17 protein-coding genes are annotated in these 16,288 nt (G+C 35.1%); 9 read left to right on the forward strand and 8 right to left on the reverse strand.

Annotated features, from left to right (window positions below; genetic code table 11):
* Genes ACFOUY_RS14725 through ACFOUY_RS14740 form a run of 4 tightly spaced genes read left to right on the forward strand, consistent with a single transcriptional unit; the run spans position 1 to position 3,437 of the window.
* A complete protein-coding gene (locus ACFOUY_RS14725; protein WP_378961643.1) occupies positions 1 to 948 on the forward strand; it encodes a cbb3-type cytochrome c oxidase N-terminal domain-containing protein in 948 nt (315 codons plus the stop codon).
* Positions 932 to 2,302 carry a cytochrome c oxidase accessory protein CcoG gene (ccoG, locus tag ACFOUY_RS14730; RefSeq protein WP_378961644.1) on the forward strand — a complete coding sequence of 457 codons (1,371 nt, stop codon included), beginning with the start codon at positions 932 to 934 and terminating at the stop codon, positions 2,300 to 2,302. The genes ACFOUY_RS14725 and ccoG overlap by 17 nt, the downstream gene beginning before the upstream one ends.
* Positions 2,303 to 2,340: 38 nt before the next feature.
* Positions 2,341 to 2,739 carry a FixH family protein gene (locus ACFOUY_RS14735; RefSeq protein ID WP_378961645.1) on the forward strand — a complete coding sequence of 133 codons (399 nt, stop codon included), beginning with the start codon at positions 2,341 to 2,343 and terminating at the stop codon, positions 2,737 to 2,739.
* The gene (locus ACFOUY_RS14740) at positions 2,688 to 3,437 is read left to right on the forward strand and encodes a sulfite exporter TauE/SafE family protein (protein ID WP_378961648.1); all 750 of its coding nucleotides are present in this window, start codon (positions 2,688 to 2,690) and stop codon (positions 3,435 to 3,437) included. The genes ACFOUY_RS14735 and ACFOUY_RS14740 overlap by 52 nt, the downstream gene beginning before the upstream one ends.
* A 62-nt stretch (positions 3,438 to 3,499) precedes the next feature.
* Here ACFOUY_RS14740 and hxlA read toward each other — a convergent pair whose 3' ends face one another.
* Both hxlA and hxlB read right to left on the reverse strand, forming a co-directional pair.
* On the reverse strand, positions 3,500 to 4,132 hold the full coding sequence (gene hxlA / locus ACFOUY_RS14745; protein WP_378961649.1) for a 3-hexulose-6-phosphate synthase: 633 nt from the start codon (positions 4,130 to 4,132) through the stop codon (positions 3,500 to 3,502).
* Between the two features lie 38 nt (positions 4,133 to 4,170).
* The gene (gene hxlB / locus ACFOUY_RS14750; RefSeq protein ID WP_378961651.1) at positions 4,171 to 4,770 is read right to left on the reverse strand and encodes a 6-phospho-3-hexuloisomerase; all 600 of its coding nucleotides are present in this window, start codon (positions 4,768 to 4,770) and stop codon (positions 4,171 to 4,173) included.
* 200 nt (positions 4,771 to 4,970) lie between these two features.
* Here hxlB and ACFOUY_RS14755 point away from each other — a divergent pair, with 200 nt between their 5' ends.
* Positions 4,971 to 5,831, forward strand: coding sequence for a helix-turn-helix domain-containing protein (locus ACFOUY_RS14755; RefSeq protein WP_378961653.1), 861 nt, complete (start codon positions 4,971 to 4,973; stop codon positions 5,829 to 5,831).
* 222 nt (positions 5,832 to 6,053) lie between these two features.
* Entirely contained in the window at positions 6,054 to 6,224 is a 171-nt protein-coding gene (locus tag ACFOUY_RS14760) for a hypothetical protein (RefSeq protein ID WP_378961655.1), read from the forward strand.
* Between the two features lie 73 nt (positions 6,225 to 6,297).
* On the opposite strand, the gene ACFOUY_RS14765 is transcribed toward ACFOUY_RS14760, so the two are convergent.
* The 5 genes from ACFOUY_RS14765 to ACFOUY_RS14785 all read right to left on the reverse strand — a co-directional run bounded on the left by ACFOUY_RS14765 (position 6,298) and on the right by ACFOUY_RS14785 (position 13,272).
* Positions 6,298 to 6,732 (reverse strand): Fur family transcriptional regulator, encoded by a 435-nt coding sequence (locus ACFOUY_RS14765; RefSeq protein ID WP_378961657.1) that lies wholly within the window; start codon positions 6,730 to 6,732, stop codon positions 6,298 to 6,300.
* 73 nt (positions 6,733 to 6,805) lie between these two features.
* Positions 6,806 to 7,192 (reverse strand): MerC domain-containing protein, encoded by a 387-nt coding sequence (locus tag ACFOUY_RS14770; RefSeq protein WP_378961658.1) that lies wholly within the window; start codon positions 7,190 to 7,192, stop codon positions 6,806 to 6,808.
* A gap of 267 nt (positions 7,193 to 7,459) precedes the next feature.
* Positions 7,460 to 8,383, reverse strand: coding sequence for a glycerophosphodiester phosphodiesterase family protein (locus tag ACFOUY_RS14775; protein WP_378961660.1), 924 nt, complete (start codon positions 8,381 to 8,383; stop codon positions 7,460 to 7,462).
* 81 nt (positions 8,384 to 8,464) lie between these two features.
* A complete protein-coding gene (locus ACFOUY_RS14780) occupies positions 8,465 to 9,991 on the reverse strand; it encodes a RagB/SusD family nutrient uptake outer membrane protein (protein WP_378961663.1) in 1,527 nt (508 codons plus the stop codon).
* A gap of 11 nt (positions 9,992 to 10,002) precedes the next feature.
* Entirely contained in the window at positions 10,003 to 13,272 is a 3,270-nt protein-coding gene (locus ACFOUY_RS14785) for a SusC/RagA family TonB-linked outer membrane protein (RefSeq protein ID WP_378961665.1), read from the reverse strand.
* A gap of 359 nt (positions 13,273 to 13,631) precedes the next feature.
* Here ACFOUY_RS14785 and ACFOUY_RS14790 point away from each other — a divergent pair, with 359 nt between their 5' ends.
* The 3 genes from ACFOUY_RS14790 to ACFOUY_RS14800 all read left to right on the forward strand — a co-directional run bounded on the left by ACFOUY_RS14790 (position 13,632) and on the right by ACFOUY_RS14800 (position 15,959).
* Positions 13,632 to 14,504 (forward strand): hypothetical protein, encoded by an 873-nt coding sequence (locus tag ACFOUY_RS14790; protein ID WP_378961666.1) that lies wholly within the window; start codon positions 13,632 to 13,634, stop codon positions 14,502 to 14,504.
* Between the two features lie 73 nt (positions 14,505 to 14,577).
* Positions 14,578 to 15,189 (forward strand): SGNH/GDSL hydrolase family protein, encoded by a 612-nt coding sequence (locus ACFOUY_RS14795; protein WP_378961668.1) that lies wholly within the window; start codon positions 14,578 to 14,580, stop codon positions 15,187 to 15,189.
* Between the two features lie 41 nt (positions 15,190 to 15,230).
* A complete protein-coding gene (locus ACFOUY_RS14800) occupies positions 15,231 to 15,959 on the forward strand; it encodes an esterase family protein (protein WP_378961670.1) in 729 nt (242 codons plus the stop codon).
* A 3-nt stretch (positions 15,960 to 15,962) separates the two neighbouring features.
* Here the strand turns inward: ACFOUY_RS14800 and ACFOUY_RS14805 are convergent, their stop codons facing one another.
* The gene (locus ACFOUY_RS14805; RefSeq protein ID WP_378961673.1) at positions 15,963 to 16,124 is read right to left on the reverse strand and encodes a hypothetical protein; all 162 of its coding nucleotides are present in this window, start codon (positions 16,122 to 16,124) and stop codon (positions 15,963 to 15,965) included.
* Positions 16,125 to 16,288: the final 164 nt, after the last annotated feature.

A 16,288-nucleotide genomic window follows, 5' to 3' on the forward strand; every position in this document is an offset into this window, starting at 1 on the left:
ATGAAAAAATTTAACATAACACTCCTATTTACTATTGCTACCCTAACCGCTTTTTCAGCAAATGAAAAGGTAGCTACACCAGCAGTAAGTTCAGAACCAAGTTTGTTAGGGATAAGTCAATCGCAAACCTTAATATTGATTCTATTAATATTTGCACTGGTTTTACTTTTCGTGTCGATTACTTTATTAAATGCTTTTAAGGTAATGTACCAAGAGCAAGTTAATCCTACACCCTATGCTGCACCTTTAAAAGAGCAAGTTTTAGATTACGATAGCTGGCTAAAAACAAAGAATACAAAACCATCTATCTGGAATAAAATTTTAAGCTTAAGACCAATTGAGGAAGAGAAAGATCTAGTAATAGACCATGCTTATGATGGCATTCACGAGCTAAATAACCCAGTTCCGGGTTGGTTTAACTTTCTATTCTACGGAACAATATTATTTGGTATTGGCTATCTTTTCTATTACTATATCGGTGGTTATGGCTTAAATCAAGACCAACTTTATCAAGCCGAAATAAATAAATCAATTGAAGACAAAGCAATTTACCTTCAAAAATCAGCAAATGCGATTGATGAAAGTAATGTAAAAATAGATAACTCCGCAATGGTTATAGAATCTGGTAAAGCTATTTTCACGGGTAACTGTGTAGTTTGTCATGGTCCTGCTGGTGGTGGTATAATCGGACCAAATCTTACTGATGAATTTTGGTTACATGGTGGCGGTGTAAACAATATTTTTAAAACTATAAAATATGGCGTTCCAGAAAAAGGGATGATTAGCTGGGAAAAAACCTTATCACCAAAACAAATAAGCGAAGTAACCAACTACATTCTCTCGTTAGAAGGCACAAAACCAGTTGGTGCAAAAGCGCCTCAGGGAGAAAAATATGAGCCTGCAAATCAGAAAGTAAATGAGGTAAAAGAAGATGCTAACAAAAAATAAGGCAGAGCAAAAAAGCAAGGGTCGTAATTTCCTATACCCAAAGAAACCTTCGGGCAAATTATATAACTACCGAAAGTGGGTAAGTTATGGCTTGTTGCTTTGTTTATTTAGCTTCCCGTTTTTAAAGTACAAAGATGAACAGCTGGTTTTACTTAACTTTTTAGAACGAAAATTTGTATTCTTTGGATTAATCTTTACGCCTCAGGATTTTTACCTCTTTGCTTTTGCAATGTTGATTTTCATCCTTTTCATCATCTGTTTTACAGTAGTTCTAGGCAGGCTTTGGTGCGGTTGGGCCTGCCCACAAACCATATTTATGGAAATGATTTTCCGCAGGATTGAATATTGGATTGAAGGCGATGCAATAAGACAAAAAAAACTAGATGCACAAAACTGGAATGCCGAAAAAATAATTAAAAAATCGGGTAAGCATCTCCTGTTTCTACTCATTTCATTTGCCATCGCAAACACTTTTCTAGCTTACATAATTGGTTCTGATGTACTGTATAAAATAATTACCGAACCAGTTTCAAAACATAGCTCTGGTTTTATTTCCATCTGGATTTTCACAGCGATATTTTACATCGTTTTTGCTTACATCCGCGAGGTAGTGTGCACCGTAATTTGTCCTTACGGACGACTACAAGGTGTTTTGCTTGATAACCAGAGTTTAATTGTTGCTTATGATGAACAACGCGGAGAACCAAGAGGCAAAACATCAAAAGACATCCAAAATAATTCAAAAGGCGATTGTATAGATTGTGGCCTCTGCGTTCAGGTTTGCCCAACAGGTATTGATATTAGGAAAGGAACGCAATTAGAATGTGTTAATTGTACTGCCTGTATCGACGCCTGCGATGAAGTAATGCTTAAAATAAACAAACCTAAAAGGCTTATAGGTTTCTATAATAATGATTTTATAAAACTCAGAATGCCATTTAAAGCGGGTTTAAAAGCTTATGGTTATGCTACTGTTCTGTTTATTGCTATTGTTTTATTCTCCTCACTTATTTACAAAAGGCAAATTGTAGAAACAACGGTATTAAGAGCAAGTGGAACTTTATTCCAAATCAGGCCAGATAATACAATAAGCAATTTGTACAACGCCGAATTAATTAACAAAACCAACAAACCAATAAATTTCATCTTTAAATCTGCTAACAACACAGATAGTATTCTGTTCATCCAAAATGACAAAATATTACCAAAGGAAGGAACCATACACTTAACGTTTTTCCTGATAAGAAAACCTAACGAAATTAAAAATTATAAAAGTGAAGTAGAATTTGAGGTTGTTGCTAACGATAAAACGATTAGCACAGCAAGTACAAGCTTTTTTGCAAATCCTAAATAATTTAAACTATGAACTGGGGAAAAAAAATAGTGCTAACGATGGCAATATTTATATTGTTTATTTTAGGGTTAGGCTTTTACATGCTTAGTAAACAAGGCAACGATACTTTGGTAGAAAGCAATTACTACGAAAAAGGACTTACTTACGATGAAGAATACAACGCGCTGGAAAACACTTTTGCAGAACATGCCGAACCAATTATCACAGTAAATCCTAATCAGTTAATTCTTCAACTAAAAGATAGTGCCAATTACTCATTGGTTTTAATGCGACCATCTAACGCTAAAGCAGATAAGAAATTCGCTGGAAAAACCATTGGCAAAAACCATTTAATTTTATTACAAAGGAATGTAACCGATAAAGGTTTATGGTTGCTGGATTTAAAATGGGAAAGCAACAACAAAAATTATCAGTACAAAAAAAGTATCACACTGTGATTAATTACATGCCACTTGCTTTTTTGATGGGATTATTAGGAAGCCTGCACTGCGCCGTAATGTGCGGTCCGTTGATGCTTTCTCTACCTATCGAAAAAAGAAATATCTGGAGCGCTGGCTTTAGTTTATTACTTTATCAAACTGGCCGCATATTAATCTACACTGCAATGGGCGCTTTTGCAGGCTGGCTCGGCAATACGTTTAGTATTATTGCCAACCAAAAAGCGCTGGGTGTAATTATTGGAGTGCTATTAATCTCTTTTACCCTGCTACAGCTCAATTCCAATTATAGCAATAAACTTAGTTCATTTCAATTTAAGCTTATAAATCCAATAAGTAAATTGATGGGTAAGCTTTTTAAGCTACCATTGTGGGAATTTTTTGCCGGAATTCTAAATGGCATAATTCCTTGTGGGATGGTTTATCTCGCTTTGGCAACAGCTGTTAATTCAGCTTCGGCAATCAACGGTTCGCAATTTATGTTTCTTTTTGGATTAGGTACTTTGCCCCTATTGCTGATGATTTCTCTCGGTGGGATTTACTTAAAGAAATACGTCCGTTTTAACACCAAAAAAATAATCCCCTGGTTTATGTTTTTTATGGGTGTATTGCTATTACTTCGTTCAGCAGAGCTCGGCATTCCATTTATTTCGCCAAATACAGGTTTGCATTTTGGTTCTACAGCAGATTGTAAGTAATTGTGATCGTAGTCGAAGACTATTTAATGCACTTCGAATACGATCAAAATTAAAACGCTAGCTTATACAGCATCAATCGCTTCGCGAAGCGCTTTTGCAGCTGCAGCTGGGTCTTCTGCTCCGTAAATAGCTGCTCCAGCAACTGCAACTTGCGCACCAGCTTTAATTACTGCAGTAATGTTATCAATATTTACACCACCAGCTATCGAAACCGGAACGCCTGCTCTTGCAGCTTCATCAATTAAAACCTGAATGGAGTAACCGGCAGTCCATTGCTCATCAAGACCTGCATGTAATTCTACAAATTCAACGCCCAATTCTGTAACCTCTTGTGCTCTTTTTACACGATCAGGGTAACCAATTGTATCTACAACTACTCCCTTTCCGTGCGCTTTTGCTGCTTTAACCGCACCAATAATTGTTGCATTACCTGCTGCACCCATAACGGTAACTAAATCTGCCCCTGCCTTGAACGCAATATCAGCTTCCAGTTCTCCTGCATCAGCAGTTTTAAGGTCGGCAAATACTAATTTATCTGGATGTGCATTTTTCATTGCTGTAATAACCGATGAACCCATATTTTTAATTAATGGAGTTCCTAACTCTATAATATCAACATAAGGAGCAACTTTTGCTGCTAAAGCTAATGCCTCTTCTGTTGTTAATAAATCTATTGCTACTTGTAATTTTGCCATGATTATATTTGTTTATGATTAAAAAAAATTAAACTCTGTTATTCTAAATTTGCATGTCGCTTCCATAGTTCTTCAGCTGGTGTTTCGTCCATTTTCCAAAGGGATTGAAAAACGGCATCCATCATCAGCAATAAAAACTGTTCAAATAAACTACCTGCGTATTGTTTAGATTTTCCACCTTCGTGGTCTTCTTTTTCTGCAGCCGGAATTATAACGATGTGATTAGCAAGTTTTGCCAAAGCTGATGTAGAATTTGTAGTTAATGCAACTACACTTGCGCCAACAGAAACTCCTTTTTCTGCTGCTCTAACAATGGTTGCTGTGGTACCCGAACCAGATGCCGCGATTAATAAGTCGCCTTTTTTAATTGCCGGAGTTGTAGTTTCGCCAGCAAAATAAACTGTAAGACCTAAATGCATTAATCGCATGGCTGCACAACCCATTGCAAAACCCGACCTTCCCGTTGCTATTATAAAAATGCGCTCAGATTTCTGGATGTAGTTTATGAATGGAATAAGTGACTCTAAATCTATTTTCTTTGCCAATTGTGTATTTTCATTTAGCACTAAATCTAAATTGAGCTGTAAATCCCAAATCAATTGCTGATTATCCACTACATCTTTTTCTAATGTTTCCATATTGATTTTTTGATACAACAAAGTTAGAAAGAGCACTACGCCGAAAGGTTATACAATTGGCACATAACGTGGGATTATCAGGACATTACAACTGTTAAAAGTCATATTATAATCATAAAAAAAGCAGTATTTCCGAATAGTCCTCCTATATGTTCCAATTATCCCATTCGATAATTATTTACCTTATATCTTTGATTGATATGAATCAGAATCCTATTTCTAACCTGGAGAAATCGCTCCTATATATCCGTAATTTGAACAATTGCCCGCCGAGTTATTTAAATGACCCTGGAAGAAAGGATTTTTTCGAAATAGTTTGGTTGAAGAATGAAGACCCACTTCATGGCATTAGCGACCCGGCTTTGGGCATAAAAGGCGATTGGATTTATTTGATTCCACCATACCGTGTACATCAGTTAAATAAAGCAGGCAAAAATGGCGAGCTTATTTCTTTTAAAAGATCGATGTTGGAAGAAGAAGACAAAGATTTTTTACTTGATCTTTTCAGAATATTTAACGTTCAAGGCGAATTCTCGTGTTTAAGACTTGATGAAGCTTCATCTAAAGAGCTTGGAGATATTTACCACATAATAGAAACTGAGTATAACCGCGAAAGCAACAGTTTTGTAATGCTGAAAGCACTGCTCAAAGTCTTCTTATTGAAACTCATTAGTGTAAAGGAACATGAGTTTACTCATCATGATATCCATCAAAAAAGATTATATGAGTTTTTAATGTTGCTCGAAAGCAATTTTCAGACCGTAACCAATATCGATTTTTATGCAGGGAAACTTGGAATAAGCTCTAAAAGGCTTAATCAAATTTTAAAAGAAAAATTAAACAAAACCGGCACTCAAATTATACACGATAGAATTATTTTAGAAGCAAAAAGAAAAATTATTCATAGTGAGGTAACCATAAAAGAGATTGCTTACGATTTAGGATTTACTGACAGACCATATTTTAGTCGGTTTTTCAAAAAACAAACCGGAGAAACACCAGAAGAATTTCAAAAAAAGGCAAGAGCACACATAGAATCTAAATTCAACACACTTATTTAGCTTAAAAAATCAGAATTCAATATAAATATAAGAAAGACTTAAATAAATTGCTCTTTCTATCAAATCCGCATCGTAGTTTCAAAATAAAACACTTAAAAACACGAAAATCAATCACAATTACTACTGTTCACAAAATGAACAGAAAAATTTTGATATACTTTTTTATATATTGATTATTTTTCACTATATTGTTGACATACAAGCATTAACAAACAGAATATTATGAAAAATATCCTACTATTTCTGCTTGCGTGTCTAATCTCCGTAAGCGCAGTACTTTCTTCTTCAAAATTATCAGACCCAGAACTTGGTTTTGCTACCGCAGCCTTAGTTTGGGCATTTTATGTTTGGTTACTTTTGCCGAAGAAAGATCCCCAGCGAGATTTTCGCTAGAAAAGCTTCTGAAAATTGGTAAACAAGATAACTTTCCAAGTTTATAAATTAGATATTTCTATTGTTTTTTGCTTTAGGATACCTTGTAGCATTCTTCGCAAATACCAGTGGCAACTAGTTTCAGGGCACCTACTTTAAACCCTGCCGGAATTTTAATTTCGGGAATACTTATTTTTTCTAAACAAAATATCCGATGGCAATTATCACAATTAAAGTGTACATGTTCATCGTGGTGTGCATGCTCGCTACAACCGCCCGAACAAATTGCATAATTAGCCGTTCCCTGATTATCTAATACTTTATGAATAATTCCCTTCTCCTCAAAAACCCTCAAAATACGATAGAGTGTAACCCGATCTACATCTTTTCCAACAACTTGCTCTAAAAATGGTTGTGAAGTTGCAGAATCCCGCCCTCGAAGAATATCAAGAACCTGAAGCCTTGCACCAGTACGTTTTAATCCGTTTTGAGCCAGCAACTTTTCAAAATATGCAGTATTATTATCCATCTTGGTAAAAATAACTAATTAATTGGCTGGGTATAAATCTTTTTCTAAAAATTAATTCGCTTAAAAATTCGAATTAATTATTTGGCGCCGGACAATTTCGGGCAAGTTTTAAATTTACAAAATGTGCAGCAGCTATTGCTAAGCCTCCGAAAGGAATCAATATTGGTTCTAAATGTTTAATTCCAGAGAAATGCCCAAGTGCAATTAGCAAAAAACCAGTTATTAAAATTATTGACGGCGTAACTTTTCGATGCAATTTACGATAGGAACTACTCATAGACCAAATTCCGAGCAGGAGAGATATTACAATCATAAAAATCTCTACCCTTTCATCAGCTAAAAAGCCAAGCCCCCATAATGGAAGAAAAGTCAATAAAAGAGGAACAATTGCACAATGAATAGCGCAAAAAGTTGATGCTGTAATGCCAAGTTTATCTAGGTTAAGTTTAAAAGTTTTCATTATTGTAATTGAGCACAAATATAAAGGCAATTATGTTGCATTGAAAGCGTTTATATATTTATTTGCAACTAAATTGCATTAAAATTATAATTTGTGAAATTGAGCATATCTTTTAAATAAAATAAGCACGGACATCCACCCGTGCTTATCTCTATCAACTAACCTAAACTTTTAAATACTAACCAAATATTTAATGATACAAAGGTAATGCGAGGCTATTAACCTAATGTTAAGAATTGATTAAATGGTTAATTTTTAATATTTCTTTCAATTGTGTAAATTTCTTTTTTTCAGATAATTAAGCAAATCGGTTGGTCTATCAGTTTGTAATATACCTGGCTTCTTATTTATCAACCACCCCCAACTTTCGTCTGTTTCTCCTTGCTCTACTGCTCTATCATCATCGTGACCGCCATTTAAAGATGGCCACAAGCTATTCAGCCAAATAATTTGGTTATTTGCAATTTCTGGAATACGCTTTAAATTCTCTAAAGTATCGGTATCGAAAATGGGCTGTATAATACTTTTATTATTCGCTTTATAACTTTTTATAATTTCTGCAAAATCATTGCGTTTTGCATTTACGACAACCATTAGGTAAGCTTCGGCAGGGATTTTTTCTTTTGAACTTAATGCTACATAATCGATGTTATCGCCAACATTAACAATGGCTTGGTCAACAGTTTCGGTTTCTTTTAAAACTTTAAAAACTTCTGGAAGATGATCATTTCCCTTATCAACATTGATAATAATTTTGCCTTTTGCAGCCAGCATCATTTCATTCATTGTTGGAATTGGATGTGGTGTAACTCTGCCTAAACCATTCTTTAATCGGAATTTTCTAATTTCTTCGAGGGTGTAATCGCTTACTTTTCCTTTGGCATTGGTTGTTCTATCTATTGTATTATCGTGCATAACAACCATTTGGCTGTCTTTGGTCATTTTAACATCTAATTCCATAATATCAAAGCCTTTTTCTATGCAATTTAAAAGTGCTTTCAACGAATTCTCTGGAGCATTTCGCCAATCGCCTCGATGGGCTGCTACCAAGATTTCTTTATTGCCTTTATTAAAAATCGCAGCTAATTTCTTAGCTGGGTTTTGTGCTGAAACCGTAATTATTGGTATTACAAATAAAACAGCTAAAAGAATCGTTTTAAAACTTTTATAGGTAGCAAAATTATTTTTCATGTTTTAAAATATTAAATTTTATAAAAAATGGCGATTGATAAAATCAACCACCATATTTTTATAAGTTGTAAGAATTAACAGTTAATAACCCAGATTTTGATACATTTTTACTGGGTCAAGTTTTACTTCATCAAAAGGAATCGGAAAATATCTGTCTTTTGTGGTTACGTTAGATAGTTTAGCAATTCCATAAGAAGCTTGTGGCTTAGCTTTAAGATATGTGACCAATTCGGTTGCAGAGAAAGCTCTTAGTAAATCGAACCACCTTTGATGTTCAAAAGCCAACTCTACACGTCTTTCATGCAAAATAGCAAGTTTCATTGTCGGGAATTTTGCCGCGTAAACAGGGTCGGTTTTGGCAACTGCATAAAGCGGTCGGCCAGCTCTTGCTCTAACCATATCAAGATACTGCGTAGCTAAAGCATCGTTACCTTGTAAATTAGCAACCTCGGCAAGCATTAAAATTACATCAGCATAACGCATCATAATACAATCGTTTCCTCCGTAGCCATTTATAGATGCGGCAGCACTCGCATCGCGAAATTTGGTAATAAACCAATCTTTAACGTTAGCATCATTTGCATATTTTACAGAGAAGTCTTTTCTTAAATCGCCAGCTTCGTACTCATCAATTAAATCGAGCTTTACATTACCTCCAATACCTGTAGAAACTTTTAATGAATTGATAGATTCGCCTCTGGCTTGATTATTTGCAGCAATACTTGAACTGTAATTAATATCGCCCTGCTTGTAATTAATCTGAAAAATAAGTTCTTTACAAGTTGTTTTTTTATTTACATCGAAAACATCAGCATAAGGAATTTCAGATAAATTACCGAAACCACGCATGTTATATGCAGCCAAAAGATAGGTATTTGCATTGGTAAGGTTTTCGGCCTTGTTTGCAGGAAGTGTAGTGGCCATTGTTAAATATACTTTACCTAAATAAGCGTTTATTGCCGCTTTAGAAGTTCTTCCGATTCCGGAAACCGGCTGAAAATTTGGCAAATCGCTGTTTAAAGCATCTTTTAAATCTGCAACAATTTGTGCATAAACATCGGCCTCCGGAACACGAAAAGTGCTTGCGGTAACCTCTTCAGTAGTTAAAAGTTGCTTGGTTACTAAAGGAACCGGACCCCACTTACGAACCAATTCAAAATACATAATTGCTCTTATAAATTTAGCTTCAGCAGCGTAAATATTCTTATTAGCTACATTTGTAAAGGTTACTTTATCAATATTTGATAGAATAACGTTACTTCTTGTTATTGATTGATATAGCGTTAACCAATGACTTTTTAGGTAAGAGTTGCTTGGTAAAAGGGAGAAATCGTTAAATTGAAATGGCTCACCAGCGTTACTTTGATTATCGTTACGTCCAGTATCATCAGAGCGCTCATCTGTAAACAAACCACTGTTTTCGCCAACGGTATTGCTGCTTCTTAAAGCTTGGTAAGCACCATTAACAGCAAGCAATACATCATTTTCCGATTTGAAATAATTATCTACCGTAATAGCGTTTGGATTGTTTTGTTCTAAAAATTCTTTTTTACAGGCACTTAAGCAAACTGCTATGCTTAAAGCCGATATTAAAATATGTTTCTTCATTTTCTTAAATTCTAAAAAGTAAGTTTAACACCAAGGTTATAATTTCTTGCTAAAGGATAATTGCCATAATCTACGCCAGGCGTTAAATTAGAACCGCCGCTATAATCAACTTCTGGGTTGTAGCCTTTGTAATCTGTAATGGTAAAAGCGTTATCTACACTAGCATAAATTCGGATATTACTTACTTTAAGTGTATTTGCTAACGACTTAGGGAAGCTGTAACCTAAAGTAATGTTTGTACATCTGAAATATGAACCATCCTGAATGTAGAATGATGATAAACGTGTACTGTTGCTTTGCGTTCCTGCACGAGATGCTCTGTAGTTTAAACCACTACCTGGGTTAGCTTCATTTCTGTAGCGGTCTGCAACTTCTGCATATTGGTTTCCAGAACCTTCAAAATTATACAAGTAATAATCCTGCCCATCTAATACCTGATTACCTTTAGAACCGTTAAAAGATGCCCTGAAATCGATGGTTTTGTAAGATGCATTTAAAGCAAAACCATAAGTAAATTTAGGATATGGTGTTCCGATAACGGTTTTATCTGCATCGTTAACTATGCCGTTACCATCAGTATCCTGAAAATATAAATCGCCAATTTTTGCCGGATTAGTAGAAGATGCTGATGGCGCAACTTTACCTACATTATCTGCTGTTAATCTGCCTAATACTTTAAATCCGTAAAACATACCAACTGGCTGTCCTTCTTGCGTAATATGTGTAATATAAGAACGCTCAGCACCATTGGTTAAAATTGTACTTGCTCCACCCATATTTAGCACCTTATTACGGTTTAGGGAAATATTTCCGCTTAAACCTAATGTAAAGTTTTCCTTCTGAATAACTCGTCCATCAACCTGAACATCAAAGCCTTTATTTCTGATTTTGCTATCTGCAAGGTTTGTTAATATTGATGAGGTACCAGAGATTGCTGAAATTGGTTGATTAAATAATAAGTTGTAAGAATAACTCAGATAATAGTTGGCTATTACCGAAACGCGGTTTTTAAATAAACCGATATCGGCACCAAAGTTATATTGAGAAGTAGATTCCCATCCTAATTTAGCCTCTTGAATTGAATTTGGCCAAATAGCAGTTGAAATAGTATTTCCAAAAACGGCACCACCTGGCGAGCTCATTTCTTGTTGTGTTCTGTAGTTAGGGATATTGTTGTTTCCACTTAAACCCCAGCTTGCTCTTAATTTTACCGTAGATTGCTCACCAAGGAAGTTGTGATAAAATTCTTCTTCCGAAAGATTCCAGCCAGCAGCTACAGATGGGAAATTACCATATTTATTTAACGGCCCGAACCTTGAAGAACCATCGCGACGGAATGAACCCGTTAAGAAATATTTACCAGCGTAGTTATAACTAAAACGACCAAAATAAGAAAGCAAGGTATTGGCAGATTTGCCGGCATTATCTAAAGTAAAGAAACTTGCATCAGCACCTTTATCGGTAATTTCGCCAATATTATCATTTTGAAATCCTTTTGCCGAAACACGGATTACATCACTCGTTGTTTTTTGAGCTGAGTAACCACCCAAAATATCAATCTTATGCTTACCAAATGTTTTGTTGTAATTTAAAGTAAACTCTGCCAACTGATCTATTTGTTTTAAGTTTTGCGCAATTGCCGTTGCCGCAGCTAAAGATGCGGTAGAGTATGGAGGATTATTACCATTACTTAAACTTGTCGGTAGATAAAAATCATACTTTTCGCTATAAGTTTGCATACCTAAATTTGCTTTAAAACTTAAACCATCTATAATTTTATAAGCTGCATTTGCATTATAGGTACTTCTATCGCCTTTTCTGGTAATATTAACTTGCTCTACTGTTGCCAAAGGATTTTCTGGATTTTGAATACCATACACAGATGCTAAAGAAGCCATTCCAAACTGAATCGGATTACCATTTGCATCGCGAGCAGGTAAATATGGAAGGTATATTAAAGCCGACATCATCGGACTTAAATCGTAACGACCTTCACGAACCTCACGGTTTGTATTTTGAGTGTAAGACATATTTGCACCAACATGCAAACGCTCACTCACATTTCCATCAATATTTGCCCTAAAGTTGATTACTTTTTGATTGGTGTTCGTTACAATACCGTCGTTATCCTGATAGCCACCACTCATAAAATATCTAACATCTTTATTTCCACCAGAAAATGAAAGATTATGACGTTGAAAGGCTGCATTTCTGTACAATTCATCTTGCCAATCAGTATTGTATTTTGCAGGAATTGCTTGTTGAGTTGAGAAATTATAAAGGTCGGTTGGAATACTTACACTGCTACCATTACCTACATTTGTAATACGTGTAGCATTGTTATCGCCAAACATGGCATCGTTCCAGGTTTTACCTGCGTTTACCCACAAATCTTTGTAAGCATTATTACGACCATCAATTAATAACTGAATAAACTGGTTGGCATCTAATAAATCTATCTTTTTGGCGAGCTGAGAAACGCCACCCTGAACATCATATTCGAAACGGCCTTTACCATCTGCGCCACGTTTAGTGGTAATTAAAACCACACCGCCAGATGCTCTTGAACCATAAATTGCTGTAGATGCCGCATCTTTTAAAATGTCTATACTTTCAATATCCTCAGGGTTAATAGAAATATTATTTCCTGCCGGATAACCATCAATTACATATAAAGGATCTGAACTTGCGTTGATGGAACCCACTCCCCTAACTCTTATCTTGGTGCCTGCATAAGGCGCACCGCTTGTTTGAGAAACCTGCACACCTGCCACTTTACCAACCAACGCCTGACCAACAGTTGGTGATGTTAAATTCAATTCTGATGCCTTAACGCTACTGATTGCACCAGTAACGTCAGATTTTCTGATTTTTTGATAACCAATAGCAACCACCTCATCTAAGGTGTTATTACTTTCTTTTAGCGTAATATTTAAGGTACGGCTAGCTGATACTGAAACCTCTTCAGAATTATAACCTACAAAGGCAAATACTAAAGTAGTTCCTTCTTCTAAAGAGATAGAATACTTACCATTTACATCGGTTACAGCCGTTTTCTTCGTTTTTTTATCATAAACGCTTACACCTGGAATTGGTTGTTGTTTTTCATCTGTAACGATACCGCTTACGGTAAAAGCCAATTTGCTTTTTACACTAAAAAAAGAAAGGTTATTACTTTCTTTAGCCATTAACGGAGCATTACAAATTGCCAGCAATCCTATTGGCAAAAGTAATTTACTGCAGGTACTTCTAATACCAGCTGTTAAAAAAAATGATGTCATCTTTTTGTTGTTAGTAATAATTTAAATAATGTTGGTTTGGTGAGGCGTGTTGCAGCATTAGCTTAACTTTAACTTTAGTTAAAAGTCTGCCTTAGCTTATTCTGCTGGCAACAAAAGTATAAGTGTACTTTTAACACTATGTATCTTCTATATTAATTCTGAGAGAAGAATTTGTGCAGTTTTTATCTGGTTTATCATTTAACGAAAATTAAACATCAACAGAAATAATCGATTCTTAACATTTCCTTAACGAATCGATTATTAGCTTACATCATCAATTCTAATAAATTTTCATTCAACCGAAAAACATCTCAAAACATTATATATCAATATTTTAACACCTTATATCCACTAAAAAAATGAAATTACTTTACACAGGATTAGTTGCTGGTTTGTTCATGTCCTCTATCAGCAATTACGATATTGATGGAAAATTGGTTAAATCTTTCACTCTTGATTCTTTAGGCGCTTGTCAGGGGATTTCGCTCCAAAATGGCAATTACTATTTATATGGCGACCGAGAGGTTGGCGTAATGCGAGCTTATCATTTAGAAAAAGATTCGCTTGTTTATCAAAATAAAGAATACAGATTTACGATTAAAGGCGAAAACATAATTAAGCACCCTACAGGAATTGCCAGAAGAGCAGGAATGCCAACTTTTATTGGCAATTCAGTTCGTCAAAATGCAGAAGGCACAATTTGGAAAGCAATGATTTACAACATTAACTGGGATGGTTTTTTGAAAACCGGAACACTTGATGGAAATTTATTGAACACTATAGAAGACGATGCTTGTATTCAAGGAACGCGACCCGAATATGTAAACCATAAAGGAAAATGGCTAATGGCCACTGCAGATTATGGCAATAAGGCTAACGAGGTTCGCCTTTACGACGCTAACAAATTGACAAAAGCTCGCAAGACAAGTGAAAAAGGTCTTTTATATAAGAAATTTACTTGTTCGCCATGGGTACAAAATCTATATTTCATACAAGATAAAGGGATATTGGTACTTATCCAAAATCAGATTGAAGGCCGCAAATGGAGATTAACGTTTCTTGATTTGGACAAATCAATTGAAACAGGAAAAGAAAAGGTAATTAAAGTTGTAGATACAGATAAAGCAGATGAATTGGAAGGCTTTACCCTAACCGATAACGAACAACATGGAATTGCAGTAAGCTCTTCCCGGAAGAATAATGTTAGTTTAATGAATTTAAGCTGGGAATAAAAATTCCTTTGCTAAGCATGCCAATTAAAACCAAAAATATTTATTTAGTTATAGTGTTACTATCTTTAATTTAATGTATTGGTACGAAGAAGAGGTTAAACAACTTGAAAAAACACATCTGAAAGATAGAGCAGACTGTGGAATTATTTTTTACGGAAGTTCTTCAATCCGATTGTGGAATAATTTGAGAGGAGATTTTTCAGATTTAAAAGTAACCAACCTCGGCTTTGGAGGGGCTACATTGGCTGCCTGTGTTTGGTTTTTCGAACGGATACTTAGCGATTACAAACCCCAAGCTCTTGTTGTTTATGCTGGCGACAATGATTTGGGCGACGGAAGAAATCCTGAAGAAATTTTTATCTTTTTTCAGCAACTTATGGTTAAGGCTAACTTAAAGTTTAGCGACTTACCCTGCTATTTTATTTCGTTAAAACCAAGTATTTCCAGATGGCAAATGGCCGATAAATTTAGATACACCAATAATTTGATTGAAAGTGAAATTATAAAGCAAAATAATAACTGGAAATTTATCGATGTTTTTAAAAAAATGCTAGATAAATCTGGCAAGCCCAACCCTGCTTACTATGACCACGACGGACTTCATTTAAGTGCTGAAGGCTATCGTTTATGGACGGAAATTATTAAGGATAGATTGATTAAATCATTACCATTAATTAATACCTAAGTAACATCACCTAATTATTTTTCCACTACAGATAATGTTACATGAAAAGAGAATATCACAAGTGGTTCAGCAATAGTCTTCAACGAGATATGGAGCTTTTAATTTTTGGTCATGGTGGACGAGCAGTTCTTTTTTTCCCGACAAGAATGGCCAGATTTTATGATTACGAAAATTGGGGTATTATTGATGCATTAAAATCAGGAATAGAAAACGGAACGTTTCAGATATTTTGTGTAGATAGTGTAGATGGAGAAAGTTTCTATAATGATGATGTTTTTCCTACAGTTCGAATAGAACGCCATTTACAATATGAAAAGTATATTTTAGAAGAAGTCATCCCGCTCATATATTTAAAAAATGATTCAAACTATATCGAAACTGCCGGTTGTAGCATGGGTGCCTATCATGCAATCAATTTAGCTATGAAGTATCCAAAAATATTTAAAAAGGCTGTTGGCATTAGTGGAAGATATGATTTAACTGATGCTCCTGGCAATTTCAAAGATTTACTGAATGGATTTCATAATGAAAAAGTTTATTACAATATGCCTGCACAATATATTGCCAACTTAAATGATAGCGAGCAACTTGATGCAGTTAGGCAAATGCATATTATTCTGGCTGTTGGAGAAACCGATCCGTTTTTAAGCAACAATCAATATTTAAGCAGTTTACTTTGGCAAAAAGGAATAGGAAACGAATTTCATACCTGGGAAAGCGATGCACACAAACCCTATTTCTGGAGAAAAATGGTGCCGCTCTATATTTAATTTTTATAGGTAATTCACATACTTCTCTTCAAAACTTCCATTGGCAAAAAGGTCAATCAACCCATAACCAGGTGCGGTTTCTCTCCTGTTTCCATTCCACCATGCACCAGAAACAGCGCCATTACACAAATAAGTAACGCCATTATACACAACCTTATCTTTCATATGAAGATGCCCACTCAGGCAAAGTTTAACATTTGGATGGCGATAAAAAAGGCTGATAATTTTCGAGGGCACTGAAAAAGTCCACCCATAAAATTGTTTAAAAAAGGGAGTTAGAAACTATGTTTTCTGCTCCCTTTTTTGTATTTTAATGGTGTATTAAAACA

This window comes from Pedobacter jamesrossensis (assembly GCF_042650905.1).
Lineage (GTDB): Bacteria > Bacteroidota > Bacteroidia > Sphingobacteriales > Sphingobacteriaceae > Pedobacter > Pedobacter jamesrossensis.

Excerpts from the sequence above, each read along its gene's own strand:
- ACFOUY_RS14805 (WP_378961673.1), bottom strand. The coding sequence starts at position 16,124 with ATGAAAGATAAGGTTGTGTATAATGGCGTTACTTATTTGTGTAATGGC.
- ACFOUY_RS14795 (WP_378961668.1), top strand. The coding sequence starts at position 14,578 with ATGTATTGGTACGAAGAAGAGGTTAAACAACTTGAAAAAACACATCTG.
- ACFOUY_RS14780 (WP_378961663.1), bottom strand. The coding sequence starts at position 9,991 with ATGAAGAAACATATTTTAATATCGGCTTTAAGCATAGCAGTTTGCTTA.
- ACFOUY_RS14725 (WP_378961643.1), top strand. The coding sequence starts at position 1 with ATGAAAAAATTTAACATAACACTCCTATTTACTATTGCTACCCTAACC.
- ACFOUY_RS14775 (WP_378961660.1), bottom strand. The coding sequence starts at position 8,383 with ATGAAAAATAATTTTGCTACCTATAAAAGTTTTAAAACGATTCTTTTA.
- ACFOUY_RS14785 (WP_378961665.1), bottom strand. The coding sequence starts at position 13,272 with ATGACATCATTTTTTTTAACAGCTGGTATTAGAAGTACCTGCAGTAAA.
- hxlB (WP_378961651.1), bottom strand. The coding sequence starts at position 4,770 with ATGGAAACATTAGAAAAAGATGTAGTGGATAATCAGCAATTGATTTGG.
- ACFOUY_RS14735 (WP_378961645.1), top strand. The coding sequence starts at position 2,341 with ATGGCAATATTTATATTGTTTATTTTAGGGTTAGGCTTTTACATGCTT.
- ACFOUY_RS14760 (WP_378961655.1), top strand. The coding sequence starts at position 6,054 with ATGAAAAATATCCTACTATTTCTGCTTGCGTGTCTAATCTCCGTAAGC.
- ACFOUY_RS14740 (WP_378961648.1), top strand. The coding sequence starts at position 2,688 with ATGGGAAAGCAACAACAAAAATTATCAGTACAAAAAAAGTATCACACT.
- ACFOUY_RS14790 (WP_378961666.1), top strand. The coding sequence starts at position 13,632 with ATGAAATTACTTTACACAGGATTAGTTGCTGGTTTGTTCATGTCCTCT.
- ACFOUY_RS14765 (WP_378961657.1), bottom strand. The coding sequence starts at position 6,732 with ATGGATAATAATACTGCATATTTTGAAAAGTTGCTGGCTCAAAACGGA.
- ACFOUY_RS14800 (WP_378961670.1), top strand. The coding sequence starts at position 15,231 with ATGAAAAGAGAATATCACAAGTGGTTCAGCAATAGTCTTCAACGAGAT.
- hxlA (WP_378961649.1), bottom strand. The coding sequence starts at position 4,132 with ATGGCAAAATTACAAGTAGCAATAGATTTATTAACAACAGAAGAGGCA.
- ACFOUY_RS14755 (WP_378961653.1), top strand. The coding sequence starts at position 4,971 with ATGAATCAGAATCCTATTTCTAACCTGGAGAAATCGCTCCTATATATC.
- ACFOUY_RS14770 (WP_378961658.1), bottom strand. The coding sequence starts at position 7,192 with ATGAAAACTTTTAAACTTAACCTAGATAAACTTGGCATTACAGCATCA.
- ccoG (WP_378961644.1), top strand. The coding sequence starts at position 932 with ATGCTAACAAAAAATAAGGCAGAGCAAAAAAGCAAGGGTCGTAATTTC.